Source organism: Janthinobacterium sp. HH102 (genome assembly GCF_001758625.2).
In the GTDB taxonomy this organism is placed as follows: domain Bacteria; phylum Pseudomonadota; class Gammaproteobacteria; order Burkholderiales; family Burkholderiaceae_D; genus Janthinobacterium.
Genome location: NZ_CP062062.1, coordinates 6,098,418 through 6,113,957 on the forward strand (window position 1 = coordinate 6,098,418; position 15,540 = coordinate 6,113,957).

Sequence of the window (15,540 nt, forward strand, 5' to 3'; positions counted from 1 at the left end):
CCAGCGAAAAATGGAGCGGGTGAAGGGAATCGAACCCTCGTCGTAAGCTTGGGAAGCTTCTGCTCTACCATTGAGCTACACCCGCGAAGCCTGCATTTTACGCGGGATGGCGAGTACTTGGCAAATTTGTGAAGTGCCGCGCATGGCTGCGACGTCCTCTTCAGGACCTGGACCATATGGCAAACATGGATATCGTTTTCAACGATCAGGTCTTTGGACTTCCGGTCGTTGGCCAGCATTCTGTCGGCTCCGCCTGAGCAGCCCGGGACCTGGCTTGCCCCGCTAGTTCAGCTTTACAACGGCAATTGTTTCTCTTACATGTTTTATATCCTCAGTCCTGGCATAGCTTCAACGCATCCTGCCACTGCGGCAATCCGCAGAAGGCCTTCTTCAACCGTTCCGAAGACAGCACCGAATTGGCAGGCCGCCGTGCGGGTACCGGGTAGGCTTGCGCGAGTATCGGTCTGAGACGCGGCTTCTTGGCAATCGAGGCATGTGCCATGATCGCCTCAGTGAAGCCGAACCAGCTGGTTTGTCCCTGTGCCGTCAAGTGATATAAACCAGAGCGTTTGTCCCACCATGCTTGGCGGTTCGTGGCAACGACGCTTTGCGCCACGATATGCGCGGTGGTGTCGGCGATGGTGCGGCTCCAGGTGGGTGCACCGACCTGGTCGGAAACGATACTGAGCTCGTCGCGCTCCTGCGCCAGGCGGAGCATGGTCAGCAGAAAGTTCTTTCCATGCATGCTGTAGACCCAACTGGTGCGCAGGATCAGATGCGGGATGCCGGCTGCCTGGATCGCCTGTTCGCCGGCCAGCTTGCTACTGCCGTACACATTGACAGGGCACGTCGGATCGGTCTCGACATAGGGACCGTTTTTCGATCCATCAAAGACATAATCAGTGCTGTAATGAATCATTGCAGCACCTAATTTTTTGGCTTCCTCGGCCATGACAGCCGGCGCCTCGCCATTGATGCGCATGGCCAACTCTGGCTCGCTTTCCGCTTTGTCGACGGCGGTGTAGGCGGCCGGGTTGACGATCAGCGTCGGCTTGATGCGGCGGATCATGTCGCGTACCTGGGTCAAATCGGCCAGATCCATCTGCCTGCGGTCGAGCGCGATGATTTCTCCCAGGCCTTGCAGGCTGCGTTCCAGTTCGTAGCCAACCTGGCCGGTTTTTCCTGTAATTAAGATACGGCTCATAATTGTTCCAGTGAATGCGGCACGGCTGTCTTGCCGTGCTCAGGCAAAGACGTCGGCATGGGCCAGCAACGTCGCGGCTTTGTCCTTGCCCGACAAGAGCGGTTCGCCGTCCAGCGGCCAGTCGATGCCGATTGCCGGATCATTCCACAAGATACTACGCTCAAATTCCGGCGCCCAGTAATCGGTGGTTTTGTACAAAAATTCAGCGTTGTCGCTGGTTACCAGGAAGCCGTGGGCGAAGCCTTCGGGAATCCATAGCTGGCGTTTGTTGGCAGCCGACAGCACCACGCCGACCCAGCGACCGAAGCTTGGCGAATTTTTACGCAGGTCGACGGTGACGTCGAATACTGCGCCGGCGGTGACGCGCACCAGTTTGCCTTGCGGCTGCTGGATCTGATAATGCAGGCCGCGCAACACCCCCTTGGCCGACTTGGAATGATTGTCTTGCACGAAAGAGCGCGTAACGCCGGTCAGTTCGGCAAAGCGCTTCTGGTTAAAGCTTTCATAGAAAAAGCCGCGGTCGTCACCGAATACCGTCGGTTCGAGTATCAATATGTCAGGTATGGCTGTGGTCTGGATTTGCATGGTATATCGGTATCGTATGAACTAGGTGGAAAGCGCGGCGCACCTCAGAATATTTTGTCGTCGAGCAAACGCAACAGATATTGACCGTAGGCGTTTTTCTTCAACGGCCGGGCTAGCTGCTCCAGTTTGGCGGCATCGATATATCCCTTGCGGTAAGCGATTTCCTCGGGGCAGGCAACTTTCAAGCCCTGGCGGTTTTCAATGGTAGCGATGAATTGGCCCGCTTCCAACAAGGATTCATGGGTGCCCGTATCAAGCCAGGCCATGCCGCGGCCCATCAATTCGACGTTCAATTGGCCGCGTTCCAAGTAGGCGCGGTTGACATCCGTGATTTCCAGCTCGCCACGCGCAGAAGGCACGATACTGGCGGCGATGTCGCAGACCTGGCTGTCGTAGAAATACAGGCCGGTGACGGCGTAATTCGATTTTGGCTTGAGCGGCTTTTCCTCGATGCTGACGGCGTGACGTTGCGCGTCGAAATCGATCACGCCATAGCGTTGCGGATCGGTGACATGGTAAGCGAACACGGTCGAGCCGCTGGTGCGTGCCGAGGCTACGCGCAACTGCGTTTCAAAGTCATGGCCATAATAGATGTTGTCGCCCAGAATCAGGGCCGATGGCGCATTGCCGACAAATTCTTTGCCAATGATGAACGCCTGTGCCAGGCCATCCGGCGTGGGTTGCACGGCGTAGCTGAGTTTGATGCCCCACTGGCTGCCGTCACCCAGCAACTCCTGGAAGCGCGGCGTATCTTGTGGTGTGGAAATGATCAGGATGTCGCGTATGCCAGCCAGCATCAGCGTGGTCAGCGGATAGTAGATCATCGGCTTGTCATACACGGGCAGCAGCTGCTTCGACACGGCCATGGTGACAGGGTACAGGCGCGTGCCGGAACCGCCTGCGAGGATGATGCCCTTGCGTTCGATGGCGTTTCCCATTATTGCTGCTCCTCGGCTGTGTCGCGTGCCGCGTAATTTTTCTCTACCCACTTCAGGTAATCGCCCGACTGCACATCACGTACCCAGACCTGGTTGTCCATATACCACTGGACGGTCTTGCGGATGCCAGTGGCGAAGGTTTCGGCCGGCTTCCAGCCCAGTTCGCGCTCGATCTTGCGCGCGTCGATGGCATAGCGACGGTCGTGGCCTGGGCGATCCAGTACGTAGGTGATTTGTTCGCGATAGCTGCCGGACGCCTTGGGATCGAGCGTATCGAGGATGTCGCACAAGATATGCACGACTTCCAGATTGGCCATTTCATTCCAGCCGCCCACGTTGTAGACCTCGCCCAGGCGTCCCGCTTCCAGGACGCGGCGGATCGCCGCGCAATGGTCGCCCACGTACAGCCAGTCGCGCACTTGCATACCATCGCCATAGATAGGCAAGGCCTTGCCGGCACGGGCATTGCTGATGATGAGCGGAATCAGTTTTTCCGGGAAATGGAAGGAACCATAGTTGTTAGAGCAGTTGGTGGTAAGCACCGGCATGCCATAGGTATGGAAATACGCGCGCACCAGATGATCGGACGCCGCTTTCGATGCCGAATAGGGACTGTTGGGCGCATACGGCGTCGTTTCCGTAAATGGCGGGTCGTTCGGTCCCAGGGTGCCGTACACCTCGTCGGTCGAGACGTGCAGGAAACGGAAGCCGTCCCTGGCGTCGCCTGTCAGGCCAGACCAGTAAGCACGTGCGGCCTCGAGCAGGCTGAAGGTGCCGTTGACGTTGGTGGTAATGAATTCGCCGGGGCTATGGATCGAGCGATCGACATGGCTCTCTGCGGCAAAATGCACGATGGCACGGGGCTGGTGTTCGGCCAGCAGGCGGGAGACGTGGGCAGTATCGCAAATATCGCCGCGTACGAAGATATGCCGCGGGTCTTGCTCCAGACTGGCCAGATTGCTGAGATTGCCAGCGTAGGTCAGTTTGTCAAAATTGATTACAGGCTCATCGTTGAGCGCCAGCCAGTCTCTTACAAAGTTGGAACCGATGAAGCCGGCGCCACCAGTCACTAAAATCATATTACTTTCCTTTGCTCACTTGAACGAATTCACAGGCGTTCCCGAGTGTGCAATCGTCGATGGACGACCTGACTGAACGTACTACTGCGACAGAATATTATGTGTTTGATATTTTTTTTGAATATTATGATACTCTCATTCGGGATTAATATGCGCAATCTTTCTTGAAGATGGCGTTAACCGTTTTCAGTAAAATAAAGACCCATTCTTGACATACCTGGCATCCTCAATGCCAGCGTGGCGCGCGACGATTTTAATGAGAGCGTGAATTAATCGGCCAGCGCTTCCAGGCGCTCGCGCACCTGGTTCAGATCCGTCTCGCGCATGCGCGCCGCCGTCTGGCGCAGGGATTTTTCCGCGCCGGCCACGCCGGCCGCCGCGGCCATCGACAGCCAGATATACGCCTGCTGCAAATCGAGCGGAGCGCCCTGGCCGCTTGCGGCCATCAGGCCCAGATTCATCTGCGCCCGCGCATGGCCCTGGCGCGCGGCCAGCGCATACCAGTCCCAGGCGGCGGCATAGTCCTGCGGCACGTCCTGGCCATTGTCGTGCCGCAGGCCCAGCGCAAACTGGGCCAGGCTGTGGCCCTGGGCGGCGGCGCGGCAGTAACAGGCGCAGGCCTGCTGGCTGTCGGGTGCAGGACCATCGTCGCGGTCGTGCAAGATGCCCTGCATGTATTGCGCCGGCGCGTAATCCTGCTCGGCGGCGCGGCGGTACCATTCCAGCGCCAGCGACAGATCCTGCGGCACACCCTGGCCATGTTCATAGCGCAGGCCCAGGTCGAACTGCGCGCGCACATGTCCCTGGTCGGCCGCCTTGCGGTACCAGAAGATGGCTTCCTGCGCATCGGCAGGCACGCCCTGTCCATGCTCATGCAGCAGTCCCAGCTGATACTGCGCGGCGGGAAAGCCCTGCTCGGCGGCCTGGCGGTAAAACGCTTGCGCCTGCGCGTAATCGTGGGCGCCATGTTCACGATGCAGGCCCAGGTTGTGCTGGGCCGCCGCATGACCCAGTCCCGCCGCCTTGACATACCATTCCAGCGCCGCCTGTTTATCGCAAGGCACGCCCTGGCCATTGTCGTAAATCAGGCCCAGGTTGAACTGCGAACTGGCGTGGCCCTGCTCGGCCGCGCGCCGGTACCAGCTGATCGCCTGCCGGCTGTCCTGCGGCAGCACGTCGCCATTTTCATAGCGCAGCGCCAGGTTGAACTGGGCCGGCGCATAACCCTGCTCGGCGGCCTTGCGCATCCAGGCCGTCGCCTGCTGGCGATCCTGGCGCACGCCCTGGCCATTGTCGTAGCGCAGACCCAGGTTGAACTGCGCACGCGCATAGCCCTGTTCGGCCGCCTTGCGGTACCAGGCGATGGCTTGCACGAAGTCCTGCGGCACGCCCTTGCCATTGTCATACATCATGCCCAGGTTGTTTTGCGCGCCCGCGTCGCCCTGTTCCGCCGCGCGGCTGAACCACAGCATGGCTTGCCCGCTATCTTGCGCGAGTCCCTGGCCCTTGGCATACAGCCAGCCCAGGTTGTACTGGGCCGCCGCGTAGCCCTGTTCGGCCGCCTGCTGGTACCAGTGCGCCGCCTGCGCAAAATCCTGCGGCACGCCCTGGCCCTTCTGGCACATCACGCCCAGGTTGTATTGCGCATGCTCGAGTCCCTGCGCGGCAGCCAGGCCGTACCAGTGCAGCGCCAGCGCATAGCTTTGCCCGATACCCTGGCCATTGAAATACATGAAGCCCAGGCTGTGCTGGGCGTTCGCATTGCCTTTCTCGGCCAGTCCTTTCAGGCGCAGGTAGTCAGCCGTGTAATGAGCAGCCGTGTAGCGGGGATCGGCAAGCGACACGGTCAAGCCTCGATGGTCAGCGTCGGGGACGGCGCGGGGGCGGCATCGGCGATCAGGCGGTTCTGCTCCTGCAGCACGCCGATAAAACTGCCCAGCGAAATGGGCCGGTGGTACAGATAGCCCTGCATCGTGGTGCAGCCCTTGTCCTGCAGGTAGCGCGCCTGCCCTTCCGTCTCCACACCCTCGGCGATCAGGTGCAGGCCCAGGCCGCGCGCAATCGAGATGATGGCCAGGATGACGGGATAGTGTCCGTGCTCGTCGTGGATTTCCTTCACAAACGACTGGTCGATCTTGATGGTGTGGATGGGGAAGCGGTGCAGGTACGACAGCGAGGAATAGCCGGTGCCGAAATCGTCGATGGCCACCGACACGCCCAGCTGGCACAGCTTGTTCAACTGCTCGATCGCGTACTGCGGGTTGCGGATGCAGATGTTTTCCGTGATCTCGACTTCGATCTTTTCCGGCGCGATGCCGTAGCGCGTCAGCGCGCCGCGCATCTTCTCGAAAAAGTCGCCCCGGTCCAGGTATTGCGGCGACAAATTGAGCGACAGGCGCACGGCTTCGCCGCCAGCCGCGTTCCACTGCACCAGGTCGCGGCACAGGGCGCCCAGCATCCAGTCCGAGATCGGCAGCATCAAGCCGTTTTCCTCGGCGAACGGCAGGAATTCGCCGGCCGTCAGCAAGCCCCGCTGCGGGTGGTTCCAGCGCATCAGGCCTTCGGCGCCAACGATGCGGCCCGTCATCACGTCCACCTGCGGCTGGTAATACATCTCCAGCTGATTCAGCTCCAGCGCCTTGCGCAGGCTCTGCTCGAGCGCGATCTTCTGGTGCGACACGTCGAGCATGGACTCGTGATAGAAACTGTGGCCGTTCTTGCCCAGCGCCTTGACCTGGTACATGGCGATGTCGGCGTGGCGCAGCAGCTCGTCGATGGTCTCGCCGTCGCCCGGATAGATGGCGATGCCGATGGACGCTGAAATATGCACCTGGTTGCCATCGAGGTCGAACGGCTGGTGCAGGCATTCGAGGAATTTGTCGGCGATCAGGCGCGCATCCTGGCGGTCGCGCAGTTCCGGCAGCACGATGGTGAATTCATCGCCGCCCTGGCGCGCCAGGGTATCGCCGCGGCGCAGGCAATCCTTCAGGCGCAGCGCCACTTGCTGCAGCAGCTCGTCGCCCTTCACGTGCCCCAGGGTGTCGTTGACCAGCTTGAAACGATCGAGGTCGATGAACATCACGGCCAGTTCCGTCAGCTTGCGCCGCGCCTGGATGACGGCCAGCCCCAGGCGGTCCTTGAACAGCATGCGGTTCGGCAGGTCCGTCAGGATGTCGTGATAGGCCTGGTAAGAGATGACTTCCTCGGCGCGCTTGCGGTCGGTGATGTCGCGCGCCACGCCGTAGGTGCCGAAGTACTCCTGCTTTTTCGCTTCCTGGTCGTGGCCGTGCATGCCGATCGAGTTGAGCGGAATCGTCATCAGGGTGTTGTTGAAGGTCCGGTCGCTGCCGCTGCCGCTATGGCACTTCAGGCGCAGTTCCACATTGCGCGAGGCGCGCTCGTCGAGGCGGCGCTCGTTGAAGGCATAGCGCGCCCGCTCCTGGTCTTCATCGTGTACGAGAATCGAGTAATGGCTGCCGATCAGCTCCTCGCGGCTAAAGCCCAGCAACTGGTGCACCCTGTCGTTGATGAAAGTGATGCGGCCTTCGTGGTTGAGCGTATAGATGATGTCGGGTGAGCTGTCGACCAGGTAGCGGTACATCTTTTCCGAGTTTTCCAGCTGCAGTGCGATGCGCTCGTTCTCCAGGGCCAGCTGGCTCTTTTGCAGCGCGTTCTCCACCGTCTTGAGCAGCTCCTCGCGGCTGTAGGGCTTGCGCAGATAATCGTAGGCCCCGCGTTTGAGGGCGCCGATGGCCGCCTCGATGCCGACGTCGCCGCTCATGACGATCACGTCGCCCTCGATGCCGCGCCGGTTGATGTGGTCCATGATTTCATGGCCGCTCATGTCGGGCAGGCGCAAGTCGAGCAGGATCAGGTCGAAGCGCAGTTTCGACAACTGCGCCAGCGCCTCGCTGCCGCAGGTGGCCGTGTGCAGCTGGTAGCCGCGGTCCTTCAGCAATTCGTGGAGAGAGGCGAGCAGGCGGGGCTCGTCGTCGACCAGCAAAATGCGCGGGCTGTTTTCCAGGTCAAACGGAATGGCGGAGGAGTTCATGGACGTTACGAAGACATGGCGGTATTGCCGGGCGAGGGCAGCGCGGCTGCAGCGCTTGCCGGCAAGGGAATGGGCAGTAAAATTTCAAACGAGGTGCCGGACTTGCTGCTGCGGCAGCCGATCACGCCATGCAGGCGCGTGACCAGGTCATGCACGATGGACAAGCCCAGGCCGTGATGCGCGCCTGCCTTGCTGCTGCGCACGGGGGAAAACAGATTGGCCAGCACGTCCGGCGCCAGGCCTGCGCCATTATCGCTGACGCACAGCTCCAGGTACAGGCGGCGGTCGCGGTTCACGTGGCCACGGTTCGCCACTTCGATGCGCCCGCCATCAGGCAGGGCTTCGACGGCGTTTTTCAGCAGGTTGAGCAGGATTTGCTTGAGCATGTCGGCATCGGCCTCCACCTCGCATGGCGCGTCCTGCATGCGCGTGACCACCTCGATCTTCGGCGGCAGGAAGTCGGTGGCGCGGAACAGGCGCAGCACATCGTCGACCACGCGCGCGCAATCGGTCACGCCGCTGGCCGCCGCCGGCTGCAGATCGGCCAGGCCACCGATCAGCTGGCCGACCCGGTCGATTTCCTCGTTCAGGATCGCCATTTCGCCCGACACCGGTTCCTGCTTCTCGAGCTTGTGATCGAGCACGCTCAGATAGTTCTTGATGATGGACAGCGGGTTATTCACTTCGTGCACGACGCGGCGCGACGCGGCGCGGTATTCCTCGGTCACGTGATCGAGCTGGCGCCGCGCCAGCCCGCGCGCGCTGATGGCCGTTTCCAGCGCCGTGGCGGCCTGGTTGGCATACGCGCGCAGAAAACCCTCGCGCTTCTGGCAAGCGGGAATCTGCCACGCCGCCACGCCGCCAATGAGCACGCCCAGGCTGCGCTGGCCCGACGCCAAGGGCACGCAGACCAGGCTATCGGTACCGAGAATGCGGAACAGCTGCTCCTCGACGATGCCCAGCGCCGGCATGTCGCGTTTCAGGAACGCCAGCTGACACTCCAGCGCCGAGGCGGCCAGAAGGCCGCCCTTGGCCAGCGGGATCGAGAAGCCGGCCAGGCGCTGCTGATGTTCGCCCGCCGCCACGCCGACGAGCGCATGGCCGGTGGGGTTTTGCAGCAGGATGACGGCGGTGTCGAAATCGAACAGAATGCGCGCCGAGCGCGTGATGGCTTCGAGCAGGCTGCTCTCGCCCTGCTGCCGGGCGAAGGTCTGGCCCACTTCGGACACCAGCACCATATTGCGCACTTCGTCGGACAGGCGCCGCTGCACCGGATCGACGGCGGGCGGCGCATAGGCGGGCGGCGTGGCGATATCGTCCGCGCCGGCCAGGTCGATGCCCAGGTGCTGCGCGGCCTGCTCCACCTGGCGCGCGACGCTGCCGGCCAGCTCGTCCAGTGTCTCGACGTCCAGCGCGCACAGGCTTGCCGCCTGCGTGATCGACTCCGCATCGTCGGCATGGCAGCACAGCAGGTGCGCCAGGCGCACGATGCGGATCAGGGGATGGCTCGCTTCCAGGCGCGCCAGCGGCTCATGGTGATACAGCACGCTGTCGGCCAGAAAGGAATCGAGATGCCAGCGCTCGATCAGCCAGGCGCCCGCTTCGGCATGCGTGATCTGCAAGGTACGCTGCTCCACCGCGCACAGGGCGGCATCGTCGCGCGCCGTGAAATTGAACGCGTATTCCTTCGGCGCCGTGGCCAGCAGGGCCAGGCGGCCCACGTTGTGCAGCAAGCCCGCCAGATATGCTTCCTCGACGTGCGGATAGGCCATGGCCTTGGCCAGCGCGCGCGCCATGACGGCGGCCGACAGCGAACTTTTCCAGAAGGCGCGCAAATCCGTGCTGCCTGAATGGGGAAAGCTGTTGAAGGTCTGGAAGACGGATTCGCTGATGACCAGGGTCTTGATCATGTCCGTGCCCAGCGACACGAGCGACTGTTCCAGGCTGACGACCTTGCTCTGCCGATGGTAGGCCGAGCTGCTGGCCACGCCGAGGATCTTGCTGGTCATGCCCGCATCCTTGGCGATCAGCGCGGCCAGCTCCGGCATGCCGGCATCGTCGGCCTGCAGGTGGGCGATCAGTTTGAGGAGGATCTGCGGCATGGCCGGCAGGCGGGCAATCAGCAGGCGATTGCGAATATCTTGATCAGATTGATGCATCGTATCAGGCATTGCCGGTTTGAAAAGGAAGAGCGCTCAGCAGCGAAGCGCGGCCACGTTCAGAGGAATCCTCCACTCCTGTAACCCAAAAAATGTCGCCTGAGAGGATGCCGGGAAAAGCAGTCATCTTATCATAAGCGCCGGATATTACTTGCAATATAGAAAATTAAGTTGAAATAAATCCAGCGTTCTGCGATGGAAACTTATGCCTTGAAGGAACCCAGCAAACGGTGGCGGAAGCGCCGCGATATCAGCCACAGCGCCAGCGCCAGGCCCGTAAACGCCAGCTGGCCCGACGCCAGCCACAGCACGGAACCGGACAGCAGAGGAGAGATCACGCCGGCCACCACGGCGCCCAGCAAGGTGCTGGCAAACGACTGGCACGAGGCCACCGTGCCGCGGATGTGCGGGAACAGGTCGAGCGCCAGCAGGGTCGCGCCCGGACCCACCAGCGACATGCCGAAGGTATAGAAGAACAAGGGCAGCACCGACCAGGGCAAGGAGGGCGGCAGGAACAGGTGATACACGACATTGACGCTGGCGGCGCACAGCAGGAAGGCAAAGCCGATGCCGATCTGGCGCGCGAACGTGACCTTGCCGGCGATGCGGTTGGCCGCCGCGGCGCCCATGAAGATGCCGCTCACGCAGGGAATGAACAGCCAGGCGAATTGCGATGGCCCCAGGCCCAGCTGCTTGGGCAGCATTTCCGGCGCGGCCGTGATGAACAGGAACAGGCCCGCGAAATTGAGCGCGACGATGCCGGCCTTGATGTGGAACAGGGGCGAGCGCAGGATCTGGCCATAGCTCGACGCCAGGAAGCGGGGATTGAAGGGCTGGCGCTTTTCCATCGGCAGGGTTTCGGGCAGGCGCCAGTAGCAGAACGCCAGCAGCACCACCGTGTAGAAGGCGAGGAACAGGAAGATCGAGCGCCAGTCGAACCAGATGACGATCCAGCCGCCCAGAATCGGCGCCACGGCCGGCGCGATGGAAAAGATCATCGTCACCAGCGACAGCAGCCGCGCCGCCGCCGCATCGGCATACAGGTCGCGGATGATGGCACGGCTGATCACCACGCCGGCGCCGGCCGAGACGCCCTGCATGATGCGGAAGAACCACAGGTAATGCACCGTGTGCGCCGAAGCGCAGCCGAGCGAACCGATGGCAAACATCAGCAGCGACACGAGAATGACGTTGCGCCTGCCGAAGGTATCCGAGATCGCGCCATGCCACAGCACCATGCCGGCAAAGGCCAGCATGTAGAACGTCAGCGACTGCTGCACTTCCAGCGGCGACGCCTGCAGCGAACCCTGGATCGCGCCAAACGCGGGCAGATAGGTATCGATCGACAGGGGACCCAGCATCGACAGCCCGGCCAGCATCATCGCCAGCGCACCGCGGCTCAGCGGCGCCATGTGGCTCGGTGTGGGAGGCGGAACGGGCGTGACCGGGTCGGGCGGCACATCGGCCGGAGGGGTGGGAAACATGGCGGATCCAAAGTGGCGCGCGGACCGGTTGCGGTCCGCGCGAGGTACTGCGTTACTACAGACGTCTACAGACGCCAAAATAGCTGATAAAACCGTCGCGAGCGGAAGGGAGAGGTGGCCGAGAAGCGCAGCCGTACACGAGTACGGCGAGCATCACAGGCCGCCTATGCCGACGCGCAGCAGATTTGATCAGTTATTTTTTGGCTTGGCTTCTTCGCGGCGGTTGTAGCCGGCGACCATATCAAAGCGGAACAAACGGCATTCCAGCGCACCGTTGAAGAATGGCGTCTTGCGCGCTTCCTTCAGACGCAGCAGCTTGGGCAGGCCCAGGTCGGCCGTGAACAGGAACACGGTCCAGCCGGCGAAACGCTGCTTCAGGGTCGTGCCCATGGCCGAATAGAACGACGTCGACAGTTCATCTTCCGGGATGGTGCTGTCGCCGCGCACGCCGATACGCTCGCCGTACGGCGGGTTGGTCAGCATGATGCCCGGCACGTCGCTCGGCGGCTTGACTTCCTGCGCCTCGATCTGTTTCAGGGGCACGTCGAAGCGCACGCCGGCGCAACGCAGGTTATGGCGCGTCATGGCGACCATGTCGCCCGAGATATCGCTGCCGAAAATGGTCGGTTCGGCCGGCAGCGGATTGACCTTGATGGCGTTTTTCATGGCATTCCACGGCGCCGGATCGAAGTCGTGGAAGTTTTCAAACGCGAACTGGCGCGAGGCGCCCGGCGGTATCCCTTGCAGCATCTGCGCCGCTTCGGCCAGGATGGTGCCGGAACCGCACATCGGGTCGAACAGCACCATGCCAGGCTTCCAGCCCGACACGCGCAGCAGGCCGGCGGCCAGGTTTTCGCGCAGCGGCGCGTCGCCCGTCTCTTCGCGCCAGCCGCGCTTGAACAAGGCTTCGCCCGAGGTGTCGAGATAGACGGTGAAGGTATGCGCGTCGAGGAAGCCGACGATGCGCATGTCCGGCGTCTTGGTGTTGACCGATGGACGCTCGTTGAACTGGTCGCGGAAGCGGTCGCAGATCGCATCCTTGATTTTCAATGTCGTGAATTCCAGGCTGCGCAGCGGCGATTTGACGGCCGTGACGTCAACGCGGATCGTGTGGTGCACGCCGAACCAGTCTTCCCACGCTTGCGCCAGGGTCAGGTCGTAAATATCGTTTTCCGTCTTGTAGCCGGAATGGGCCATGCGCATCAGCACGCGCGAAGCGATGCGCGAATGCAGGTTGATGCGGTAGGAATCGAGCAGGTCGCCGGAGCAATGGACGCCGCCCGGCACCTGGTTGTGCACCTTCATGGTCGCACTATCCTGAGCGATCTCGCCCAGTTCCTCGGCCAGCGCCGCTTCCATGCCGCGCGGGCATGGGCAAAAATATGAAGCCATGGTGTACCTTTTATCCGTTGAAAAACAATTAACTAAAAATTTCAAAACTTGTCGGATTACGCGCGCAGCGCCAATCCGACCTACATCCAATATCTTGCGCAGGTCGGCGCAGGTTGGCGTAGGTCGGCTTAGCCCGCCAGGGCGTAAGCCGACAAACACCGCTGCCGACTGAGCTTGTCGGATTACGCGCAAAGCGCTAATCCGACCTACATTGACATCTTTCCATAATTATTTCGCCAGCGCGCGCTCGACAAAATCGAGGCGGTCCTGGCCCCAGAACCCTTCGCCATCGACGATGTACCACGGCGAGCCGAACACGCTGGCGGCCGTGGCCGCTTCCGTATTGGCGTCATATTCCGCCTGCACACTGGCCGTCTCCGACGTTTTCAGCAACTGGCGGCCGTCGAAACCGGCGTCAAACGCGATCTGTACCAGGGTTTCCTCGTCGCCGATGTTGCGCTCCTCCGCCCACAGACCGCGCATGATGGCGTGCGCCAGCTTCAGCGACGCTTCCACGCCGTGCGCCAGGCGCGTGGCGATGATCAGCTTTGCCGACGCTTCCGGCGACACGGGGAAGAACTTCGGCTGCAGGGTCAATGGCACCTGCAAAAAGGCCGACCAGCGCGCCAGTTCGGCCAGGCGGTACGCCTGGCGCTGCGGTGCGCGCTTGGCCAGCGGCAGGCCGCCCGAGACGCTGAAGACCTTGCCCAGGTCAAAGGGACGCACGTCGATCTGTGCGCCCGTCTTCGCGGCGATGGCCATCAGGCGCGCATGCCCCAGGTAGGTCCATGGCGAGTGGGGCGCAAAAAAATACTGCACGACTTTGCTCTGGCTTGCACTCATTTCGACTCCCTTAGAAAGGCTTGACCACGACCAGCACGACGACGGCCAGCAGCATCACCACCGGCACTTCATTAAACCAGCGGAACCAGGTGTGACTGCGCTTGTTGAGACCTTTTTCAAACTTGCGCAGGATGGAACCGCAGGCGTGGTGATAGCCGAGCAGCAGCACCACGAACGTCAGTTTGGCGTGCATCCAGCCCGGCATCTTCATGCCGCCCTGGCTCCCGCCATACAGCATCCACATCAACGCCAGCCCCAGCACCATCGCCGGCAGCGCCAGCAGCGACATGAAGCGGTACAACTTGCGCGCCATCAGCAGCAGGCGCTCGGTGGCCACCGTTTCCGTCTCCATCGCCAGGTTCACGAAGATGCGCGGCAAATAAAACAGGCCGGCGAACCAGGAAATGACGAAGATGATGTGGAAGGCTTTGGTCCAGAGAAAGAGCATGGGGTTCCCAGTGTCGGAGGTGGAGAGAAACAAGAGCACGGGCCGCCTTGTGGGCCGCCCGCGAATGAGACTATTTGCGTACTTCGCCGTGGCCGAAAACCACGTACTTGAGCGAGGTCAGGCCTTCCAGGCCCACCGGACCGCGCGCGTGCAGCTTGTCGTTCGAGATGCCGATCTCGGCGCCCAGGCCATATTCGAAACCGTCGGCGAAACGCGTCGAGGCGTTCACCATCACCGAGGCGGAATCGACTTCGCGCAGGAAGCGCAGCGCATCGCTGTAGTCTTCCGTGATGATGGACTCCGTGTGCTTCGACGAATACCGGTTGATGTGGTCCATCGCTTCCTCGATGCCGTCGACCACCTTCACCGACAGGATGGCGGCCAGGTATTCGGTGGACCAGTCTTCCTCGGTGGCCGCTACCAGGTGCGGATAAGCGGCGGCGGCCAGGATCGCATGGCTTTCCGGATCGGCGCGCAGTTCCACCTGTTTGGTCAGGTACAGTTCGGCCAGCTGCGGCAGCACGGCCGGTGCGATGGCGCGCGCCACCAGCAGGGTTTCCATGGTGTTGCAGGTGCCGTAGCGGTGGCACTTCGCGTTGAAGCCGATATCGATCGCCTTCCGGATATCGGCCTTGGCGTCGATGAAGACGTGGCAGATGCCGTCGAGGTGCTTGATCATCGGCACGGTGGCCTCTTCCATCAGGCGCGCGATCAGGCCCTTGCCGCCGCGCGGCACGATGACGTCCACGTACTGCGGCATGGTGATCAAAGCGCCGACGGCGGCGCGGTCGGTGGTGTCGATCACTTGCACGGCATCGGCAGGCAGGCCGGCACCCAGCAAGCCCTCGGCCACCAGCTTGGCCAGCGCGCGGTTGCAGTGAATCGCTTCCGAGCCGCCGCGCAAGATCGTCGCGTTGCCGCTCTTGATGCACAGGCCGGCCGCGTCCACCGTCACGTTCGGACGCGCTTCATAGATGATGCCGATGACGCCCAGCGGCACGCGCATCTGGCCCACCTGGATGCCCGTCGGACGGAATTTCATGTTCGAGATTTCGCCGATCGGGTCGGCCAGCGACACGATTTGCGTCAAGCCTTCGACCATGGTGGCGATGGCGGCGTCGGACAGGGTCAGGCGGTCGAGCATGGCCGGCGCCAGGCCGGCGGCAGCAGCCGCATCGAGGTCGCGCTGGTTGGCCGCGCGCAGCAGATCGGCATCGCGCACGATGGCGGCGGCGATCAGGGTCAAGGCGCGGTTGCGCGTGGCGCTGTCGGCACGCGCCATGGCGCGCGAAGCGGCGCGTGCGCGCGTGCCCACGTCCTGCATATATTCTGTGATGTCCATGCTCGTATCCATATA

General features: G+C 62.1%; 12 protein-coding genes and 1 tRNA gene. All 13 read right to left on the reverse strand.

Features of this window, described 5'->3' with window-relative positions; all coding sequences use genetic code 11:
• Window positions 1-11 precede the first annotated feature (11 nt).
• The 13 genes from JAB4_RS27800 to JAB4_RS27860 all read right to left on the reverse strand — a co-directional run bounded on the left by JAB4_RS27800 (window position 12) and on the right by JAB4_RS27860 (window position 15,525).
• A tRNA-Gly gene (locus JAB4_RS27800) sits at window positions 12-85 on the reverse strand.
• A 246-nt stretch (window positions 86-331) separates the two neighbouring features.
• A complete protein-coding gene (gene rfbD / locus JAB4_RS27805; RefSeq protein ID WP_070220502.1) occupies window positions 332-1,204 on the reverse strand; it encodes a dTDP-4-dehydrorhamnose reductase in 873 nt (290 codons plus the stop codon).
• 39 nt (window positions 1,205-1,243) lie between these two features.
• The gene (gene rfbC, locus JAB4_RS27810; protein ID WP_070220504.1) at window positions 1,244-1,789 is read right to left on the reverse strand and encodes a dTDP-4-dehydrorhamnose 3,5-epimerase; all 546 of its coding nucleotides are present in this window, start codon (window positions 1,787-1,789) and stop codon (window positions 1,244-1,246) included.
• Between the two features lie 44 nt (window positions 1,790-1,833).
• On the reverse strand, window positions 1,834-2,727 hold the full coding sequence (gene rfbA / locus JAB4_RS27815; protein WP_070220506.1) for a glucose-1-phosphate thymidylyltransferase RfbA: 894 nt from the start codon (window positions 2,725-2,727) through the stop codon (window positions 1,834-1,836).
• Window positions 2,727-3,806: a dTDP-glucose 4,6-dehydratase gene (gene rfbB / locus JAB4_RS27820; RefSeq protein ID WP_070220508.1), complete on the reverse strand. Its 1,080-nt coding sequence runs from the start codon at window positions 3,804-3,806 to the stop codon at window positions 2,727-2,729. The genes rfbA and rfbB overlap by 1 nt, the downstream gene beginning before the upstream one ends.
• Before the next feature lie 269 nt (window positions 3,807-4,075).
• The gene (locus JAB4_RS27825; protein WP_227742054.1) at window positions 4,076-5,650 is read right to left on the reverse strand and encodes an SEL1-like repeat protein; all 1,575 of its coding nucleotides are present in this window, start codon (window positions 5,648-5,650) and stop codon (window positions 4,076-4,078) included.
• Between the two features lie 2 nt (window positions 5,651-5,652).
• Complete coding sequence (locus JAB4_RS27830; protein ID WP_070220512.1) at window positions 5,653-7,857, reverse strand: EAL domain-containing protein; 2,205 nt, start codon at window positions 7,855-7,857, stop codon at window positions 5,653-5,655.
• 5 nt (window positions 7,858-7,862) lie between these two features.
• Window positions 7,863-10,016 (reverse strand): HDOD domain-containing protein, encoded by a 2,154-nt coding sequence (locus JAB4_RS27835; RefSeq protein WP_070220757.1) that lies wholly within the window; start codon window positions 10,014-10,016, stop codon window positions 7,863-7,865.
• A 203-nt stretch (window positions 10,017-10,219) separates the two neighbouring features.
• Window positions 10,220-11,500, reverse strand: coding sequence for a multidrug effflux MFS transporter (locus JAB4_RS27840; RefSeq protein WP_200880291.1), 1,281 nt, complete (start codon window positions 11,498-11,500; stop codon window positions 10,220-10,222).
• Between the two features lie 189 nt (window positions 11,501-11,689).
• Window positions 11,690-12,859 (reverse strand): class I SAM-dependent RNA methyltransferase, encoded by a 1,170-nt coding sequence (locus JAB4_RS27845; RefSeq protein WP_070220514.1) that lies wholly within the window; start codon window positions 12,857-12,859, stop codon window positions 11,690-11,692.
• Between the two features lie 261 nt (window positions 12,860-13,120).
• The gene (locus JAB4_RS27850; protein WP_070220516.1) at window positions 13,121-13,735 is read right to left on the reverse strand and encodes a 2-hydroxychromene-2-carboxylate isomerase; all 615 of its coding nucleotides are present in this window, start codon (window positions 13,733-13,735) and stop codon (window positions 13,121-13,123) included.
• A 10-nt stretch (window positions 13,736-13,745) separates the two neighbouring features.
• Window positions 13,746-14,183 (reverse strand): CopD family protein, encoded by a 438-nt coding sequence (locus tag JAB4_RS27855; protein WP_070220518.1) that lies wholly within the window; start codon window positions 14,181-14,183, stop codon window positions 13,746-13,748.
• 70 nt (window positions 14,184-14,253) lie between these two features.
• Window positions 14,254-15,525: a glutamate-5-semialdehyde dehydrogenase gene (locus JAB4_RS27860; protein WP_070220520.1), complete on the reverse strand. Its 1,272-nt coding sequence runs from the start codon at window positions 15,523-15,525 to the stop codon at window positions 14,254-14,256.
• Window positions 15,526-15,540 lie beyond the last annotated feature (15 nt).

What these genes read in the sequence shown, in the direction of transcription:
- rfbD (WP_070220502.1), bottom strand. Translation starts at nt 1,204, where the DNA reads ATGAGCCGTATCTTAATTACAGGAAAAACCGGCCAGGTTGGCTACGAA.
- rfbC (WP_070220504.1), bottom strand. Translation starts at nt 1,789, where the DNA reads ATGCAAATCCAGACCACAGCCATACCTGACATATTGATACTCGAACCG.
- rfbA (WP_070220506.1), bottom strand. Translation starts at nt 2,727, where the DNA reads ATGGGAAACGCCATCGAACGCAAGGGCATCATCCTCGCAGGCGGTTCC.
- rfbB (WP_070220508.1), bottom strand. Translation starts at nt 3,806, where the DNA reads ATGATTTTAGTGACTGGTGGCGCCGGCTTCATCGGTTCCAACTTTGTA.
- JAB4_RS27830 (WP_070220512.1), bottom strand. Translation starts at nt 7,857, where the DNA reads ATGAACTCCTCCGCCATTCCGTTTGACCTGGAAAACAGCCCGCGCATT.
- JAB4_RS27835 (WP_070220757.1), bottom strand. Translation starts at nt 10,016, where the DNA reads ATGCATCAATCTGATCAAGATATTCGCAATCGCCTGCTGATTGCCCGC.
- JAB4_RS27840 (WP_200880291.1), bottom strand. Translation starts at nt 11,500, where the DNA reads ATGTTTCCCACCCCTCCGGCCGATGTGCCGCCCGACCCGGTCACGCCC.
- JAB4_RS27845 (WP_070220514.1), bottom strand. Translation starts at nt 12,859, where the DNA reads ATGGAAGCGGCGCTGGCCGAGGAACTGGGCGAGATCGCTCAGGATAGT.
- JAB4_RS27850 (WP_070220516.1), bottom strand. Translation starts at nt 13,735, where the DNA reads ATGAGTGCAAGCCAGAGCAAAGTCGTGCAGTATTTTTTTGCGCCCCAC.
- JAB4_RS27855 (WP_070220518.1), bottom strand. Translation starts at nt 14,183, where the DNA reads ATGCTCTTTCTCTGGACCAAAGCCTTCCACATCATCTTCGTCATTTCC.
- JAB4_RS27860 (WP_070220520.1), bottom strand. Translation starts at nt 15,525, where the DNA reads ATGGACATCACAGAATATATGCAGGACGTGGGCACGCGCGCACGCGCC.